Here is a 15,733-nt window from a genome sequence, read left to right as displayed (position 1 = left end):
AAGCCCAGGGCCACTCGGCCCTGGCAACGAAAAAAGCCAACCCCTCGGGGTTGGCTTTTTCGGTGTTTGGTGGAGGCGGGGGGAATTGAACCCCCGTCCGCCGGCACTCACCCATCGGCTCTACATGCTTAGGTCCGTCTTTTAATTTAGCGCCTCTGGCTCCGACGGGCAGGATCCAGCGACGCGATTCCTCTAAGTTTTAGCGGCTGACGCGAGGACAAAGCCAGCCGCGATCCCATCAATCTGAGCTCGTATCCCATCGGTGATGAATGGGCACATCACCTCCGGGCCGGACTAGAAGCTAGCAGTTGTTACGCTGCCAGCGCGCCCTGAGCGTAGTTGTCGTCGTTTGCGACTATTGGTCGTAACGTTTGATTTACGAGATACGTTACGCTCTCGGCATGCACCTCAGGGATTGTCACCGGCGTCGAAGCCATGTCGCCCCCATAAGCGTTTCTACAGTCTAACAGGTTGGGACGCCCCGAGGCTAGTTCAACCCCGTCGCCACGGCTTTTCGTGGCCAGACGTCTTTTTCTCGATGCGCCCTTGCCGCGTTTAGTGGGCGCGCATGATACGGGCCTTTTCGCGATTCCAGTCGCGGGCCTTTTCTGTGGCGCGCTTGTCATGCATCTTCTTGCCGCGTACGAGCGCGAGCTCGCATTTGACGAGATTCTTCTTCCAGTACAATTTCAGCGGCACGCATGTATGCCCCTTGTCCTGGGTACGCGAGAAGATCCTGGCGATCTCCTTGCGGTGCAGCAGCAGCTTGCGCGTACGCGACGGATCCGCCACGACATGCGTGCTCGCGGTATCGAGCGGCGTGATATGACTGCCTAGCAGCCACGCTTCGCCATTCTTGATCAGGATGTAGGTATCGGTAAGCTGCGCCTTGCCGGCGCGCATGCTCTTGATTTCCCATCCGGCCAGCGACAGGCCAGCCTCGAAGGTCTCGTCGATATGGTATTCGAAGCGAGCCTTCTTGTTTTGCGCGATGGTACTTGAGCCGATATTGCCCTTTTTCTTGGCCATGGAACCTCTACATTACGATGCGCCGAATCCGCTAGCCCCAAGCCCCATGACATGGGGGGAGGCGTGATATCATTCAAGGCCTTGATGTTAACCTTCCATCATACGCGCAAGGCGCAACAAAGTCAGCGGAGTGGTGAATGCCTACGGTCAATCGGTCTGCCTTGGTGAGACATTCATGCGAGGCGATGTTCGGTCTGGTCAACGATTTCGAGAGTTACCCTGAATTCTTGCCGGGGTGCCGTCGTGCGCGGGTCATTGAGCACGAAGAGGGGCGCTATCTGATAGGTGAGATGACCCTGGCTAAAGGGAGCGTGGAGCAGACGTTGGCCACGCGTAACGATCTATATCCCTATGAGCGCATTGAGCTGTCCTTGGCCGAGGGGCCTTTCAAGCGTCTCAACGGTCGCTGGCTGTTCACGCCGATGGGCGAGTCGGCCTGTCGGGTGAGTCTGGAAATGGAGTTCGAATTTTCCAACCGCCTGTTGGGAATGGCGTTTGGCAAGCTGTTTCAGCAAGTGGCCGGCCAATTGGTCGACGCGTTTACGCGTCGCGCGGATGCGCTTTATGGCCGTCAGTGACATCAAGCAAACGCGTATTAACGTTGAGGTCGCCTTCGCGGAGCCTCATCGTCAGCATGTCGTCGCGTTCACGGTGCCATCGGGTACGTCGGCGCGCGAAGCGGTCTCGATGGCCGACTTGCCGACCCTGTTTCCCGAACGCGGGGTTGATTTCTTTAGTCATGCGCCACTGGGAATCTACGGGCAGGCATTGCGCGAACCGGAGCGACATATGCTAGTGGAAGGAGATCGCGTCGAGGTCTATCGGCCACTGGCGGTCGACCCCAAGCAAGCGCGCTTGGCGCGGGCTCGGGGAAACGACTGAGCAGAACAAGACGCGACGTGTTTATTCTTCCGGGGCGTAGCTGGGCCCCGCTGCGGGGGTGCCGTCGCCTGGTCCGGAGCCTTCCACCGCCGGGCCGGGGCCGCTCTGAGTCGAGAGTTCGACATCCTCCTCGATGTCGCCTTCACGCTCGATGTCGGCCAGCTTGTCGTTCTGGAAGGTCAGTGTCACGCGCTTTTCTTCCACGTCGTCATAGGCTTCGTCGAGATAGAAGACGTAGTCCCAGCGATTTTCGTCGAACGGGCCTTGCAGCAAGGGGCTGCCCATTACATAGCGCACCTGCTCCTTGGTCATGCCAGTCTCGAGTTGCGAGACCATGTCCTTGGTGATGAGATTGCCCTGCGCCAAGTCGCGTTTGTAAACGCCAACGTAGCTGCACCCGCTGACGAGCGCCAGGGCGACGGAAAAGGTGACTGTTTTAATCAAGTTTTGCATTTGCGCCTATCATTCACTATCGTTGCCTGGATTGATCATACCTGACCTACCACGATACTGCGAAGAGCAACCGCAACCATGGCCGATCAGAACCATGAACTGCGCAAGGCGGGGCTAAAAGTCACCTTGCCGCGTGTCAAGATCCTGCAAATTCTCGAAAGTACGCAGGACCAACACCATCTGAGCGCCGAAGATGTCTATAAAGCTCTGCTCGACGCAGGTGACGATGTCGGTCTGGCAACTGTGTATCGTGTCTTGACCCAGTTCGAGACGGCGGGGCTGGTGATTCGTCACAATTTCGATGGCGGACATGCCGTGTTCGAATTGTCGCAGGAAGAGCACCATGATCATATGGTGTGCTTGGAAAGCGGCGAGATCATCGAGTTCTTCGACGACACCATCGAGCGGCGTCAACGCGAGATCGCCGAGGAGCATGGTTTCGAGCTCGTCGATCATGCGCTGGTGTTGTATGTACGCCCCAAGGGTTCTAGCGTGACGCGTCAAGAAGGCTCGGGGCCCGGCAAGAAGTAGCCTGAGCAGTTAGCGTACACCGACGACGAAACCGGCCTTCATGGCCGGTTTCGTCGTTTCGTACCCTCGTCGTCGAGGGTGGCTATAGCGCCAGGTTCGCTCAATGCTGGGCGTGCTGGCTGGCGTCTAGCATTTCGCGAGCGTGTGCCAGTGTACGATCGGATAGTTTGACGCCGCCGAGCATGCGCGCCAGTTCGCGCACACGTCCGGCATCGTCGAGCAGTGCCATATGTGTCAGGGTCGTGTCGTGTTCGGCGCGCTTTTCGATATGCAGATGATGATGCGCCTGGGCCGCGACTTGCGGCAGATGCGTCACGGTCAGGATTTGCCCTTGGGCGCCGAGACGCCGCAGTAGCTGGCCGACGATTTCCGCGATGGCGCCGGAAACGCCGACATCGACTTCATCGAAGACCATGCTGGGGACGCTGCTATGCTGCGCGGCAACGACCTGGATCGCCAGGCTGATGCGCGATAGCTCGCCACCTGAGGCAACCTTGCTTAGTGGGCGTGACGGCTGGCCGGGATTGGCGCTGATCATGAATCTGACCTGGTCGAGCCCTTCGGCCTGGGGCGTCTCGCGCGGTGAAATGGCAACCTCGAAGGTCGCTTTGCCAAGTCCCAGGAAGGCCAGCTGCGCCTGCACAGCTTCGCCGAAGTCGCGCGCCGCCTCAAGACGTGCCTCGCTGATTGCCCGCGCCTGCTGTCTGTAGGCGTCACGGGCCTGCTCCACTTCTTCGCCGAGTGCTTCCAGGTCATGTTCACCACCTTCGAGACTCGCCAGTTCGTCGCTCAGGCGCTGATGCAGGTCGCGAAGTTCTTCAGGCATGACGTGGTGCTTACGTGCGATGCGATGCACTTCGCCGAGACGGGCCTCGACCTCCATCAGTCGTTGAGGATCGAGCTCGGTGGTATCGACGAAGCGATGCAGCTCGCGTGCTGCTTCCTCGATCTGGATCTGGGCCTCGCCCAGCATGGCCAGGGCGTCCGCCAGTTGACGTTGGGTCTTTTCGGGAGCGTTTCCCAGGCGAGCGTTGGCGTGATGCAGCAATGAAAGTGCGCCGTGTTCGTCCTGATCGCAACAGTCGGCGGCGAACTGGGCGTCCCCGAGGACCTCCTCAAGATTGGCCAGCTGGGTCTGTTCGTCCTCCAACGTCTCAAGTTCGCCTTCGGCGAGTGCCAGTTGATCCAGCTCCTCGACCTGGTAACGCAGTAGCTGACGCCGTGCCTGCACTTCATCGCCGCTCTCTTGCAGGTCGCGCAGTCGCCGTCGACGTGCACGCCAGTGATGAAAGTGTTCGCCGAGGGTCGCCACGGCCTCGGTCTGGCCGGCATAGGTGTCGAGCAGGCGCAGGTGCGTTTCTTCGCGCAGGAGCGCTTGATGGGCGTGTTGGCTGTGGACCTCGATGAGATGCTCGCCGAGCGCTCTCAGGTCACTCACCGTGACCGGCTGGCCGTTGATCCAGGCCTTGGAGCGCCCCGAGGTGGTGACGACACGCCGCAGCAGGCATTCGTCTTGTGGCAGTTCGCGCTCGGCGAGCCAGGCGCGGGCGTCGGCGAGCCGGGCGATATCGAAGCGCGCACTGATATCCGCACGTTCGCAACCGTGGCGCACGCTGCCCACGTCGGCGCGTTCGCCCAGGCATAACCCCAAAGCGCCAAGCATGATCGATTTGCCGGCGCCGGTCTCACCGGTGATGGCTGTCATACCGTCGTGCAGGTCCAGATCGAGGCGCTCGACGATGGCGTAGTCGCGAATGGCTAGCTGTATCAGCATGAAAACCTCCGGGCGTCGGAAACGAAGCTGATCTCTGTGTGTTTATACAGTAGTTGGGTGAGGGCTTCAATTGCCAAGCATCGCAAGCGAAATGGGTGGCTTGAGATCGTTCATCGCATCCCCATATAGGAGGCAATCGCTTATTAGATGCGGCTTCGGGCCGCGCCAGCTGTCAGGAGAAACTCATGGCCAAAGACCCGCAGACCCCGACCGAGGAAGAGCTGGCTCGCGCTGAGCGCGATGCTGAACCCCAACCGGATGACACCACTGGCGAAGATGCCGACCTCGAAGGCGTCGTCGAGGATGTCGAGGCTAGCGAGACCGATGCCGAGGCGCTCGAAAACCCGGAAGCCGACGCGCTAGCTGTGCGTGTCGAAGAATTGGAGCAAGCCTTGACGGAGTCCAAGGATCAGGCGGCGCGTGCCGCCGCCGAAGCGCAGAATGTGCGTCGCCGTGCCGAGCAAGATGTCGAGAAGGCTCGCAAGTTCGCCCTGGAAAAATTCGTCAAGGAACTGCTACCGGTGATCGACAGCCTGGAAAAGGCATTGGAGTCGATGCAGGAAGGCGCTAGCGAGGTGCACCGCGAAGGGGTCTCGATGACCCTGAAGCTGCAGCTCGACGTGCTTAATAAGTTCGGTGTGGAAGCCGTCGATCCGCAAGGCGAGCCGTTCGACCCTCAGGTACATGAAGCCATGACCATGGTGCCCAACCCCGAGGTTGAGCCCAATACGGTGATCGAGGTCATGCAGAAGGGTTATTTGTTGAATGGACGTCTGGTACGTCCGGCGATGGTAGTCGTCAGCCAAGCCGCCAATTGATGTGGCAGGGGAGGGATGTGACGCCGATACCCTTGAAAGGCGTAACCCCACCCCCCAAATAGACGAACAACGAGGCGGCGATGCCGCCGACGAAGACGAAACAGTCAAGCAACGATTTTGAGGTATTCCAATGGGACGCATCATCGGTATTGATTTGGGGACCACCAACTCCTGTGTTGCCATCCTTGACGGCGGCAACGCGAAGGTGATCGAAAACGCGGAAGGTGCACGCACCACGCCGTCCATCATCGCTTACACCGACGATGGTGAGACACTGGTTGGCCAGGCCGCCAAGCGCCAGGCCGTGACCAACCCGAGCAACACGTTGTACGCGATCAAGCGCCTGATCGGCCGCAAGTTCAAGGATGACGTCGTCCAGAAGGACATCAAGATGGTGCCGTACACCATCGCTGAGGCCGATAACGGCGACGCTTGGGTCGAGGTCAAGGGCAGCAAGTTGGCACCGCCGCAGGTCAGCGCGGAAGTGCTGAAGAAGATGAAGAAGACCGCTGAAGACTACCTCGGTGAAGAAGTGACTGACGCGGTGATCACCGTGCCGGCGTACTTCAACGATAGTCAGCGTCAGGCCACCAAGGATGCGGGACGCATCGCTGGTCTCGAAGTCAAGCGCATCATCAACGAGCCGACGGCGGCCGCGTTGGCATATGGCATGGACAAGGCGCGTGGCGACAAGACAATCGCGGTCTATGACCTGGGCGGCGGCACCTTCGATATCTCCATCATCGAAGTGGCCGATGTCGATGGCGAAACCCAGTTCGAGGTGCTAGCCACCAATGGTGACACCTTCTTGGGCGGTGAAGATTTCGATCTCAAACTGATCGACTATCTCGTGCAGCAGTTCAAGAGCGATTCCGGCATCGATCTGTCTGGCGACAGTCTCGCCATGCAGCGTCTGAAGGAAGCCGCCGAGAAAGCCAAGATCGAGCTCTCCTCGGCACAGCAGACCGAGGTCAATCTGCCGTACATCACGGCCGATAACACTGGGCCCAAGCACCTTAACGTCAAGGTGACGCGTGCCAAGCTTGAGTCGTTGGTCGAAGAGCTGGTGCAGAAATCGTTGGCACCTTGCAAAACGGCGCTGAGCGACGCTGGCCTGTCCGCGTCCGAAATCGACGACGTGATCCTGGTGGGCGGTCAGACGCGCATGCCGCTGGTGCAGTCCAAGGTTGCCGACTTCTTCGGCAAAGACGCCCGCAAGGACGTCAACCCGGACGAAGCCGTGGCCGTGGGCGCGGCGATCCAGGGCGGCGTGCTGGGCGGCGACGTCAAGGACGTGCTGCTGCTCGACGTCACGCCGTTGACCCTGGGCATCGAAACCCTGGGTGGCGTCATGACGCCGCTGATCGAGAAGAACACCACCATCCCGACCAAGAAGACTCAAACCTTCTCGACTGCGGATGACAACCAAACTGCCGTGACCATTCATGTGCAGCAGGGTGAGCGCAAGCAGTCCAGCGGCAACAAGTCACTGGGTCGCTTCGATCTGGCCGACATTCCGCCGGCACCGCGTGGCGTGCCGCAGATCGAAGTCGCATTCGATCTGGATGCCAACGGCATCCTCAACGTCTCCGCCAAGGACAAGGCCACCGGCAAGGAACAGTCCATCGTCATCAAGGCCTCCGGCGGTCTTTCCGACGAAGAGATCGATCAAATGGTCCAGGACGCCGAGGCGCATGAGGCCGAGGACAAGAAGTTCGAGGAGCTGGTGCAGCTGCGTAACCAGGCCGATGGCATGGTCCATGCCGCGCGCAAGACGCTCGAAGAAGCCGGCGACAAGGTCGAGGCCAGCGAGAAAGAGCAGATCGAGACCGCGATCAGCGAGCTCGAGGAAGCTACTAAGGGCGACGACCAAGAGCATATCCAGGCCAAGCTCGACGCGCTGACCGAGGCCTCCGGCAACCTGGCGCAGAAGATGTACGCCGAGCAAGGCGATGCGAGCGCCGAGGGTGGTGAGCAACAAGCCGACGATGGCGCCCAAAAGAAAGAAGACGACGTGGTTGACGCCGAGTACGAGGAAGTCAACGACGACCAGAAAAAGCAGTAACCACGACGTCTGATGCTCGCATGACGGCAGCGCGGGGGATGCTCTCCCGCGTTGCTGTTTGCGCAGCGCCGACACGGAGGCGGACCATCCATGTCCAAGCGTGACTATTACGAAGTATTGGGCATCGAGCGGGGAGCCGATCAGAAAGAGATCAAAAAGGCTTACCGTCGACTCGCCCAGAAGTACCATCCGGATCGCAACCCGGATGATGACACCTCGGCGGAGAAGTTCCGCGAAGTCTCCGAGGCTTATGAAGTCCTCGCCGATGAAGAAAAGCGTGCTGCCTATGACCAGTTCGGCCATGCCGGCGTTGACGGCCAAGGGGGCGGCGGTTTTGGTGGTGGCGGCGCCGGAGCAGGTGGATTCAGCGATATCTTCGGCGATGTGTTCGGCGATATCTTCGGGGGCGGCGGTCGTCGCAACCCCAATGCGCCGCAGCGTGGTGCCGACCTGCGCTACAACCTCGAGATCGATCTAGAGGACGCCGTTGCCGGTACCACGGTCGATATCCGCGTACCGCGTCACATCGAATGCGAACACTGCGATGGTGATGGTGCTGAGCCGGGCTCCAGTAAGGAGACCTGCCCGACCTGTCACGGTCAGGGGCAGGTGCGTATGCAGCAGGGCTTCTTCGCTGTACAGCAGACCTGTCCGACCTGTCATGGCGCCGGTCAGAGCATCAAGGTGCCGTGCCGCAAGTGTCATGGTGAAGGGCGCGTACGCGAAACGCGGACCTTGTCCGTGAAGATTCCCGCCGGGGTCGATACCGGTGATCGGATTCGTCTCAACAACGAAGGTGAATCGGGGCTCAACGGTGGGCCGCCGGGTGACCTTTACGTGCAGGCGGCGATCAAGCCGCACCCGATCTTCGAGCGTGACGGGCGCCATCTGCTGTGTGACGTGCCGATCAACTTCATCGATGCGACGCTGGGCGGTGAGCTGGAAGTGCCGACCCTGGACGGTCGGGTCAAGCTGAAGATTCCGCCGGAGACGCAAACCGGCAAGATGTTCCGGCTCAAGGGCAAGGGCGTCAAACCGGTTCGCGGCGGCCCTCCAGGCGATCTGTTGTGCAAGGTCGTGGTGGAAACGCCAGTCAACTTGGGCGAGGAACAGAAGGATCTGTTGCGTACCTTTCAGGAAAGCCTGGACGGTAGCAACAGCCACCACTCGCCTAAGAAGTCGAGCTTCTTCGACGGCGTGAAGAAGTTCTTCGAGGACATGAAGCCGTAAGGTAACGTTCGCGATGGCACGCTCTAGGCCCCGCGCTCCGTAAGGAGGCGGGGCCTTGTCGTGTCGCTTCCCGCGAAATACCGGTCGGATACGAGAACTGTTCCCATCCGCAGTGATATCATGGCCGCATCTTCAGGGTCCGCGAATCGTCGTGCCCGCTCGCTTGGAAGACACTCAAGGACGCTCATGAATAACGTCGCGGATCGGCCGCTGGCCGGCATCGTGCTTCGGCTGCTGTCGGGTATTCTGTTCACGGGGATGATGGTGTGCGTCAAGGCGGTGAGCACGCAGGTGCCGCTGGGCCAGACCGTGTTCTTCCGCTCGGCCTTCGCGCTGCTGCCGATCGTGATCTTCATGACCTGGCGACGGGAATTTCCCCGGGCGCTGGCGACGCGCAAGCCGTTGGGGCATCTGGTGCGCTCGGGGCTGGGGGCGGCGGCGATGTTCGCGTCTTTCGCCGCGGTAGCGCGGCTGCCGGTGGCCGAGGCGACACTGCTGGCGCAGCTGTCGCCGGTGGCCATGGCGGTGGGCGGCGTGCTGCTGCTTGGCGAGCGTTTCACCCTCCATCGGGCGGCAGCCTTCGCGCTGGTGCTGGCGGGCGTGGCGGCGCTGGTGGTGCCCGACCTGGGCGAGTCCCGGGGACAGGTGCTGGGTTACGGCCTGGGCGTGCTGGCCGCGCTGCTGACGGCGGGCGCACTGGTGACGGTGCGGCGTATCTCGCGTACCGAGACGGCCGCTTCGATTGCCTTCTACTTCGTGCTGGTCACGGCGCTGGCGGGACTCGCCACGTTGCCGTTTGGCTGGGTGGCGGTCTCGGGGCCGACGTTGGCGCTGCTGGTGCTGGCGGGATTGTTCGGCGGCGCCGCGCATATCTGCATGACCCTGGCGCTACGCTACGCCGAGGTCTCGCGTTTGGCGCCCTTCGAGTACGTGGCGCTGATCTGGCCGGTGCTGGCCGATCTGCTGATCTTCGGGCTGCCGCTCTCCAGCGGCTTTGTGGTGGCCCTGCCGCTGGTGCTGGGCGGGGCGGCCCTTGCGGCGCTGGAGGGGCGGCGTCTCAGACGGCCTCTTCGACAATGAGCTGCGGCCGCCCCTTCGAGCAGCGCTCGATGCGTGCGGTGACGTGATAGACGCGATACAGCAGCTCGGGGGTGACCACCTCCTCGGTCGGACCGCAATCCACCAGCGTCCCGCCCTGCAGTACCAGTGCCTGATCGGTGAAGCGCAGCGCGTGGCCCAGGTCATGCAGCGCGGCAATCACCAGCATGCCCCGTTCCTTGGCCAGTCGGCGCAGGATCGACAGCAGTTGGATCTGCCGATGCAGGTCCAGCGCCGAGGTCGGCTCGTCGAGTAGCAGTACCTCGGGGTTCTGCACCAGTGCCTGGGCCGCGCCCACCATCTGCCGCTGGCCGCCGCTCAGATCGCCGATGTCGCGCTCGCCGAGCGCGACAATGCCCAGCTCGTCCAGGGCGCGATCCACCTCGGCCAGATCCTCGGGCTTCACGTTCAGGCGCCGGCCCTGCATGCGTGCCAGCAACACCGATTCGTAGACCGTCAGTACTGCATTGACGCCGGTTTCCTGGGGCATGTAGGCCACGGGGCGCTCGCTGATGGCGCCAGTGATCCGCACTATGCCACCACCGGCGAGCAGCCCGAAGATACGCCGGAAGAGGGTCGACTTGCCTGCGGCATTGGGGCCGAGCACGGCCACCACCTGACCGCCCTCGAGAGGCGGCGTGGTGATCTCCGAGAGGATGCTGCGGCGGCCGTAACGGGCCGATAGTCCGTCGAGCGTGAGCGTTACCATGAGGCCTTCTTGTTGCTGAGGACGAGGAACAGGAAGAAAGGAATGCCGACCAGCGAGGTGATGATGCCGATGGGGATGACGGTACCCGGGATCAGCACCTTCGACAGCACCGAGCCGATGGACAGGATCAACGCGCCGCAGAGTGCCGAGCCGGGCAGGAAGAAGCGCTGATCCTCGCCCAGCAGCAGGCGGGCGATATGCGGCCCGACCAGGCCGATGAAGCCGATAGTGCCGACGAAGGCCACGGCGATGGCGGCCAGCAGCGAGACCAGTACCAGCACCTCCAGGCGCAGTGCGCGGGGCTTGACGCCCAGGCTCTCGGCCTTGGCGTCGCCCAGGCGCATGGCCGTCAGGGCCCAGCCGTGGCGAGCCAGCAGCGGCATGACCGTGGCCAGCACGCCCAGCGAGATCCAAAGCTTGGGCCAGGTGGCCTTGGTCAGGCTGCCCATGGTCCAGAACACCACTGCGGAGACGGCCTGCTGGCTGGCGAAGAACTGGATCAGCGCCATCAGCGAGTTGAAGATGAAGACCATGGCGATACCCAACAGCACGATGGTCTCGATGGTCACCCCGCGCCGCATGCTCAGCGCATGGATCGCGAAGGCGGTCAGCATGGCCATGACGAAGGCGTTGATCGGGATCACGTAGTCGACCGCGGCAGGTACGATGACCACGCCGAAGGCCAGCGCCAGGGCAGCGCCGAAACTGGCGCCGGCGGAGATCCCCAGGGTGAAGGGGCTGGCCAGGGGGTTGCTGAGGATGGTCTGCATCTGGGCGCCGGCCACCGACAGGCTGGCACCGACCACCAGCGCCATCAGTGCCACCGGCATGCGAATTTCCCAAAGGATGACGCGAGCCTGCAGGCTCACGTCATCCGGGGAGAAGAGCGCGGCGAGCACTTCGCCCAGGCTGAAACGGGCCGGGCCCAGGGCCAGATCGACGCACAGGCTGAGGAACAGCGCTAGCGCCAGGGCGGCGAGGATCAGCTGGCGGCGCAGCACCAGGGCGCGATAGAAGGTGCGGCCTTCCTCGGGGGCAGGCTGTTCGGACGGCAGGGCATCGGCGCCGGTGTGCATGTCAGTCACCCTTCAGCGAGACCCAGTAGCCCGGAACGTAGTCCACCGGCAGGAAGCGTTCGTGCAACTCCCGCAGCGTCGCCTCGGGGTCGAGGTCGGCGAACAGCGCCGGGTGGAACCACTTGGCCAGCCGCTGCACGGCTACGAAGTAGTAGGGGCTGTTGTAGAACTGGTGCCAGATGGCGTGAAAATTGTCGGTCTGCACGGCGTCGATGCCGGCCATGGCGGTGCGCTCGGTGAGCCCTTCGAGCTTGGTCCGCGCGGCCGCCAGGTCGGCGCCGGGGCCCACGCCCACCCAGTCGCCGCCGGGCACGTAGGCGTCCCAGTGGCCGCCGGTCACGACCACCTGTTGCGGATCGGCGGCGATGATCTGCTCCGGGTTCAGCCGGCCGAAGGTGTTGGGAATGATGCCGTCGGCGATGTTGCTCCCCCCGGCGAGCTCGACGTATTTACCGAAGTTGCCCGGGCCGAAGCTCATGCAGCAGTCGTCGGAATAGCCGCCGGCACGGTCGATGAAGACCCGGGGACGCTGGGGGTCGGCAGCTTCGATGGTCTCGGTGACGCGCGCCATCTGGGCCTGTGAATAGTCGATGAAGGCCTCGGCCCTTTCTTCCTCGCCGAGTAGTCGGCCGATCAGCCGCATGGAAGGCGTCGTGTGTTCGAGCGGCGCCTCGCGGAAATCCACGTAGACGATCGGGATGCCCAGTTCGGCCAGCTTGTCGTCGTAGGCGGCGTCCTCGGTGGCGGCCTTGGCCTCCAGGTTCATCAGCACGACGTCGGGCTGTAGCGCAGCAGCCTGCTCAACATCGAAGGTGCCGTCCTTGAAGCCGCCGAAGGTGGGGATCTGCGTCATCTCGGGAAACTTGGCGGCATAGGCGGCGTAGTTGTCCGGATCGGCCTGCGAGAAGTCCTCACGCCATCCCACCACGTGCTCGAAGGGGGTCTCCGGCTGCAGCGCGCCGAGCAGATAAATCTGGCGCCCCTCACCGAGAATCAGGCGATCCACGGGAGCGTCGACGGTAACCTGGCGGCCGGCGACGTCAGTGACGGTGATCTCTTCGGCCAGCGCGGTCGTGGCAGCGAGGGCGAGGACTGCGCCGGCAGCGGCTTTGAATAGTGAGGTGGGCATGGGTGGTGTCGGACTGGTTATCGGATTTGGAGGCGATGAGAGATACTAATCGATAGCGCTTCTTTTTGCGACTCATTGCTATTTGCATTCGTTTGCTAGTATGCCTGCATCTCCGGGGCTCGTCGAGCCACGCGGAACGGAACGTTCCGCCTTGTGATCGACAGCTTGGAGGTTTCGAGTCTCGTTTTGACGAACGAGGCGTTGTCGCTAATGGGCAGGTGTGCGTGCCATAATGCGATTACCATTAGAATGCTAATCGATTTTGGAGGCCCTGTGTCTGAGTCCCACGCTGTCGTCTCGACGACATCCGGTTCGCGTTATATCAATCGCCTATGCAAGCACTGGCAGCACAAGCTGAGCGTTGCCCATGACGAGCATCAGGGGCGCGTCACGTTCGATGGTGGGGTGTGCCACATGCGCGCCGAGGCGGGTGCCTTGCATCTGCAACTGACAGCCGAGGATGTGGCGACCCGTGAGCGCCTCGAAGAGGTCGTCGCGGTGCATCTCGAGCGAATGGCGAACCGCGAGACGCTCGATATTGTCTGGCAGCCTGCTGTGACGTGATGCCGACGTGGCTTCATCCGCGATCACGTCATATTCATGATCGGCGGTGTGCGTGACGGGAATGCGGGACGGTTTGGTATACTCTCCGGTATTCATCGACACGCAATCGCAAGGAGTCCACATGACGCGTATCGCCATCGTCGGCGTCGCCGGGCGCATGGGCCGCACCCTGGTCAATGCCGTACAGCAGGATCCCGAGGCCAGCTTGGCGGGAGGCATCGTCGAGCCCGGTAGCTCATTGGTCGGTGCCGATCTGGGCGAGCTCGCCGGTGCTGGGCGCTTGGGCGTGAACGCCACGGATGACCCGGCTGCCATCGTCGATGCCTTCGATGTGCTGATCGACTTCACCACGCCTCGGGTCACGCTGGCCAATCTGGCGTTTTGTGCTGAGCACGGCAAGGCCATCGTGATCGGCACCACGGGGCTCTCCGACGCCGAGCTCGCCGAGCTCGACGGTTATCGTGACCGCGTTCCCATGGTCTTCGCGCCCAACATGAGCGTCGGCGTCAACCTTACCCTCAAGCTGTTGGAAACCGCTGCTCGGGCGCTGGGTGACGAGGGCTACGATATCGAAGTGAGTGAGGCGCATCATCGCCACAAGGTCGACGCGCCTTCCGGCACGGCGCTGAAGATGGGAGAGGTCGTGGCCAAGGCCCTGAATCGCGACCTCAAGGAAGATGGCGTCTTCGAGCGTGTGGGGCAGTGTGGGCCACGCGGCGACAAGGAGATCGGTTTCGCCACCGTGCGTGCGGGCGATATTGTCGGTGAGCATACCGTGATGTTCGCCACCGAGGGCGAGCGCATCGAGATTACGCACAAGGCGTCCAGCCGCATGACCTTCGCCAAGGGCGCGGCGCGCGCGGCGCGCTGGGTCGCCTCGCGCGACAGCGGTCGCTACGATATGCAGGACGTACTGGGCCTCAAGGGCTAGTCTGCGACCTGTAAATCGCGTATCATCGAGCCAATTTGGCCAAGCAAACGCATTGGTGGCCACAGGGATCCGAGCGAATGACAACAAGGCGGGATGAAACCGGGCTTCTTTCAGGTTTCGTCCCGCTTTTTTACGACCCGCGAGAAGCGGTCGTCGATACTCTCAGTGCTCCTTGAATACGAGGGGCCCGGCGACTCGCCGGCCCTGGCTCAGACTCGCGCATGACAAGGGGAGGACGTTGCGTTGATCAGACCCGCGATATTGGCCTTGGAAGACGGTAGTGTATTTCATGGCAGCGCCATCGGAGCCGATGGGCAAACGAGTGGTGAAGTGGTTTTCAATACGGCCATGACTGGCTACCAGGAAATCCTCACCGACCCCTCCTATACGCGACAAATCGTTACCCTCACTTATCCCCATATCGGCAATACCGGCGTCAACGCCGAGGACATCGAGTCCGCCGCCATCGCAGCGGCCGGCCTGGTGATCCGTGATTTGCCGCTCATGGCCAGCAATTTTCGCAGTGAGGCGAGCCTTGATGAGTACCTTAAGCGCGGCAACGTGCTGGGCATCGCCGATATCGATACGCGGCGTCTGACGCGACTATTGCGCGAAAAGGGCGCGCAAAACGGCGCGATCCTGGCGGGTAGCGATGCCGAAGGCGAAGATGCCGTAGAGCGGGCCTTGGTCGTGGCGCGCGCCTTTCCTGGCCTCAAGGGCATGGACCTCGCCAAGGAGGTGAGCTGTCGCGACGCCTACGAATGGAGCGAAGGCGAGTGGGCGTTGGGCAGCGGCTACGCCGATGCGACCGAGCGCGAGCGTCCGTTTCATGTGGTGGCGTATGACTATGGGGCGAAGTTCAACATTTTGCGCATGCTGGCCTCACGCGGCTGTCGCCTGACGGTGGTGCCAGCGCAGACCCCGGCCGCCGAGGTGTTGGCGATGAACCCCGATGGCGTCTTCCTGGCCAATGGCCCCGGCGATCCCGAGCCTTGCGATTACGCCATCGCGGCGATTCGCGAGGTGCTCGATGCCGGCCTGCCACTGTTCGGTATCTGCCTGGGGCATCAGTTGCTGGGCTTGGCCTCCGGGGCGCATACGGTGAAGATGAACAACGGCCATCATGGCGCCAATCATCCGGTCGAGGATCTCGACACCGGCCGGGTGATGATCACCAGCCAGAATCACGGCTTCGCGGTCGACGAAGCGAGTCTGCCGGCCAACGTGCGGGCCACGCACCGTTCGCTGTTCGATGGCACGTTGCAAGGCATCGAGCGTACCGATTGCCCGGCGTTCAGCTTTCAGGGTCACCCCGAGGCCAGTCCCGGCCCACGCGATGTCGCGCCGCTGTTCGACCGCTTCATCGCCTTGATGCAAGCGCGTCGCTAAGGCTCCGCCTCCGCGCGGCGGAGGCGCTTTCACGTTGAGCCGTCGTCAGTCACCA

General features: G+C 62.3%; 16 protein-coding genes and 1 other RNA gene. 10 read left to right on the top strand and 7 right to left on the bottom strand.

Features of this window, described 5'->3' with window-relative positions:
* Positions 1-67 precede the first annotated feature (67 nt).
* Together ssrA and smpB are read right to left on the bottom strand one after the other, a co-directional pair.
* Positions 68-446, bottom strand: a transfer-messenger RNA (tmRNA) gene (gene ssrA, locus LUN51_RS03905).
* 109 nt (positions 447-555) lie between these two features.
* Positions 556-1,029 (bottom strand): SsrA-binding protein SmpB, encoded by a 474-nt coding sequence (smpB, locus tag LUN51_RS03900; protein ID WP_040239969.1) that lies wholly within the window; start codon positions 1,027-1,029, stop codon positions 556-558.
* Between the two features lie 137 nt (positions 1,030-1,166).
* Between smpB and LUN51_RS03895 the strand changes: the two genes are divergently transcribed.
* Entirely contained in the window at positions 1,167-1,607 is a 441-nt protein-coding gene (locus tag LUN51_RS03895) for a type II toxin-antitoxin system RatA family toxin (RefSeq protein ID WP_040239967.1), read from the top strand.
* The gene (locus LUN51_RS03890) at positions 1,594-1,911 is read left to right on the top strand and encodes an RnfH family protein (RefSeq protein WP_277810221.1); all 318 of its coding nucleotides are present in this window, start codon (positions 1,594-1,596) and stop codon (positions 1,909-1,911) included. The genes LUN51_RS03895 and LUN51_RS03890 overlap by 14 nt, the downstream gene beginning before the upstream one ends.
* A gap of 21 nt (positions 1,912-1,932) precedes the next feature.
* Here LUN51_RS03890 and LUN51_RS03885 read toward each other — a convergent pair whose 3' ends face one another.
* Entirely contained in the window at positions 1,933-2,364 is a 432-nt protein-coding gene (locus LUN51_RS03885) for an outer membrane protein assembly factor BamE (RefSeq protein WP_277810220.1), read from the bottom strand.
* A 78-nt stretch (positions 2,365-2,442) separates the two neighbouring features.
* Between LUN51_RS03885 and fur the strand changes: the two genes are divergently transcribed.
* On the top strand, positions 2,443-2,895 hold the full coding sequence (fur, locus tag LUN51_RS03880; RefSeq protein WP_040239960.1) for a ferric iron uptake transcriptional regulator: 453 nt from the start codon (positions 2,443-2,445) through the stop codon (positions 2,893-2,895).
* A gap of 100 nt (positions 2,896-2,995) precedes the next feature.
* Here fur and recN read toward each other — a convergent pair whose 3' ends face one another.
* Positions 2,996-4,669 (bottom strand): DNA repair protein RecN, encoded by a 1,674-nt coding sequence (gene recN, locus LUN51_RS03875; RefSeq protein ID WP_277810219.1) that lies wholly within the window; start codon positions 4,667-4,669, stop codon positions 2,996-2,998.
* A gap of 185 nt (positions 4,670-4,854) precedes the next feature.
* Between recN and grpE the strand changes: the two genes are divergently transcribed.
* From grpE to LUN51_RS03855, 4 genes are all read left to right on the top strand, one after another.
* On the top strand, positions 4,855-5,487 hold the full coding sequence (grpE, locus tag LUN51_RS03870) for a nucleotide exchange factor GrpE (protein ID WP_277810218.1): 633 nt from the start codon (positions 4,855-4,857) through the stop codon (positions 5,485-5,487).
* Positions 5,488-5,617: 130 nt separating this feature from the next.
* On the top strand, positions 5,618-7,552 hold the full coding sequence (dnaK, locus tag LUN51_RS03865) for a molecular chaperone DnaK (RefSeq protein WP_277810217.1): 1,935 nt from the start codon (positions 5,618-5,620) through the stop codon (positions 7,550-7,552).
* Positions 7,553-7,642: 90 nt separating this feature from the next.
* Entirely contained in the window at positions 7,643-8,782 is a 1,140-nt protein-coding gene (gene dnaJ / locus LUN51_RS03860; RefSeq protein WP_277810216.1) for a molecular chaperone DnaJ, read from the top strand.
* A gap of 186 nt (positions 8,783-8,968) precedes the next feature.
* Positions 8,969-9,862, top strand: coding sequence for a DMT family transporter (locus tag LUN51_RS03855; RefSeq protein ID WP_277810215.1), 894 nt, complete (start codon positions 8,969-8,971; stop codon positions 9,860-9,862).
* Here LUN51_RS03855 and LUN51_RS03850 read toward each other — a convergent pair.
* Genes LUN51_RS03850 through LUN51_RS03840 form a run of 3 tightly spaced genes read right to left on the bottom strand, consistent with a single transcriptional unit; the run spans position 9,840 to position 12,794 of the window.
* Positions 9,840-10,589 carry an ABC transporter ATP-binding protein gene (locus LUN51_RS03850; RefSeq protein ID WP_277810214.1) on the bottom strand — a complete coding sequence of 250 codons (750 nt, stop codon included), beginning with the start codon at positions 10,587-10,589 and terminating at the stop codon, positions 9,840-9,842. The genes LUN51_RS03855 and LUN51_RS03850 overlap by 23 nt on opposite strands.
* A complete protein-coding gene (locus LUN51_RS03845) occupies positions 10,583-11,665 on the bottom strand; it encodes a FecCD family ABC transporter permease (RefSeq protein ID WP_277810213.1) in 1,083 nt (360 codons plus the stop codon). Before LUN51_RS03845 ends, LUN51_RS03850 begins: the two co-directional genes overlap by 7 nt.
* 1 nt (position 11,666) lies before the next feature.
* Positions 11,667-12,794, bottom strand: a complete 1,128-nt coding sequence (locus LUN51_RS03840) for an ABC transporter substrate-binding protein (RefSeq protein WP_277810212.1) — start codon at positions 12,792-12,794, stop codon at positions 11,667-11,669.
* A 273-nt stretch (positions 12,795-13,067) separates the two neighbouring features.
* Between LUN51_RS03840 and LUN51_RS03835 the strand changes: the two genes are divergently transcribed.
* The 3 genes from LUN51_RS03835 to carA all read left to right on the top strand — a co-directional run bounded on the left by LUN51_RS03835 (position 13,068) and on the right by carA (position 15,678).
* Positions 13,068-13,358, top strand: a complete 291-nt coding sequence (locus LUN51_RS03835) for a DUF2218 domain-containing protein (RefSeq protein ID WP_277810211.1) — start codon at positions 13,068-13,070, stop codon at positions 13,356-13,358.
* Positions 13,359-13,479: 121 nt separating this feature from the next.
* Positions 13,480-14,289, top strand: a complete 810-nt coding sequence (dapB, locus tag LUN51_RS03830; RefSeq protein ID WP_246894402.1) for a 4-hydroxy-tetrahydrodipicolinate reductase — start codon at positions 13,480-13,482, stop codon at positions 14,287-14,289.
* A 243-nt stretch (positions 14,290-14,532) separates the two neighbouring features.
* Positions 14,533-15,678, top strand: coding sequence for a glutamine-hydrolyzing carbamoyl-phosphate synthase small subunit (carA, locus tag LUN51_RS03825; RefSeq protein WP_277810210.1), 1,146 nt, complete (start codon positions 14,533-14,535; stop codon positions 15,676-15,678).
* The last annotated feature ends 55 nt before the right edge of the window (positions 15,679-15,733 follow it).

The organism is Chromohalobacter canadensis (genome assembly GCF_029544075.1).
Lineage (GTDB): Bacteria > Pseudomonadota > Gammaproteobacteria > Pseudomonadales > Halomonadaceae > Chromohalobacter > Chromohalobacter canadensis_A.
The sequence above is the reverse complement of the archived record's forward strand: the minus strand, read 5'-3'. Positions and strand labels throughout refer to the sequence as shown.

Excerpts from the sequence above, each read along its gene's own strand:
- smpB (WP_040239969.1), bottom strand. The coding sequence starts at position 1,029 with ATGGCCAAGAAAAAGGGCAATATCGGCTCAAGTACCATCGCGCAAAAC.
- LUN51_RS03895 (WP_040239967.1), top strand. The coding sequence starts at position 1,167 with ATGCCTACGGTCAATCGGTCTGCCTTGGTGAGACATTCATGCGAGGCG.
- LUN51_RS03890 (WP_277810221.1), top strand. The coding sequence starts at position 1,594 with ATGGCCGTCAGTGACATCAAGCAAACGCGTATTAACGTTGAGGTCGCC.
- LUN51_RS03885 (WP_277810220.1), bottom strand. The coding sequence starts at position 2,364 with ATGCAAAACTTGATTAAAACAGTCACCTTTTCCGTCGCCCTGGCGCTC.
- fur (WP_040239960.1), top strand. The coding sequence starts at position 2,443 with ATGGCCGATCAGAACCATGAACTGCGCAAGGCGGGGCTAAAAGTCACC.
- recN (WP_277810219.1), bottom strand. The coding sequence starts at position 4,669 with ATGCTGATACAGCTAGCCATTCGCGACTACGCCATCGTCGAGCGCCTC.
- grpE (WP_277810218.1), top strand. The coding sequence starts at position 4,855 with ATGGCCAAAGACCCGCAGACCCCGACCGAGGAAGAGCTGGCTCGCGCT.
- dnaK (WP_277810217.1), top strand. The coding sequence starts at position 5,618 with ATGGGACGCATCATCGGTATTGATTTGGGGACCACCAACTCCTGTGTT.
- dnaJ (WP_277810216.1), top strand. The coding sequence starts at position 7,643 with ATGTCCAAGCGTGACTATTACGAAGTATTGGGCATCGAGCGGGGAGCC.
- LUN51_RS03855 (WP_277810215.1), top strand. The coding sequence starts at position 8,969 with ATGAATAACGTCGCGGATCGGCCGCTGGCCGGCATCGTGCTTCGGCTG.
- LUN51_RS03850 (WP_277810214.1), bottom strand. The coding sequence starts at position 10,589 with ATGGTAACGCTCACGCTCGACGGACTATCGGCCCGTTACGGCCGCCGC.
- LUN51_RS03845 (WP_277810213.1), bottom strand. The coding sequence starts at position 11,665 with ATGCACACCGGCGCCGATGCCCTGCCGTCCGAACAGCCTGCCCCCGAG.
- LUN51_RS03840 (WP_277810212.1), bottom strand. The coding sequence starts at position 12,794 with ATGCCCACCTCACTATTCAAAGCCGCTGCCGGCGCAGTCCTCGCCCTC.
- dapB (WP_246894402.1), top strand. The coding sequence starts at position 13,480 with ATGACGCGTATCGCCATCGTCGGCGTCGCCGGGCGCATGGGCCGCACC.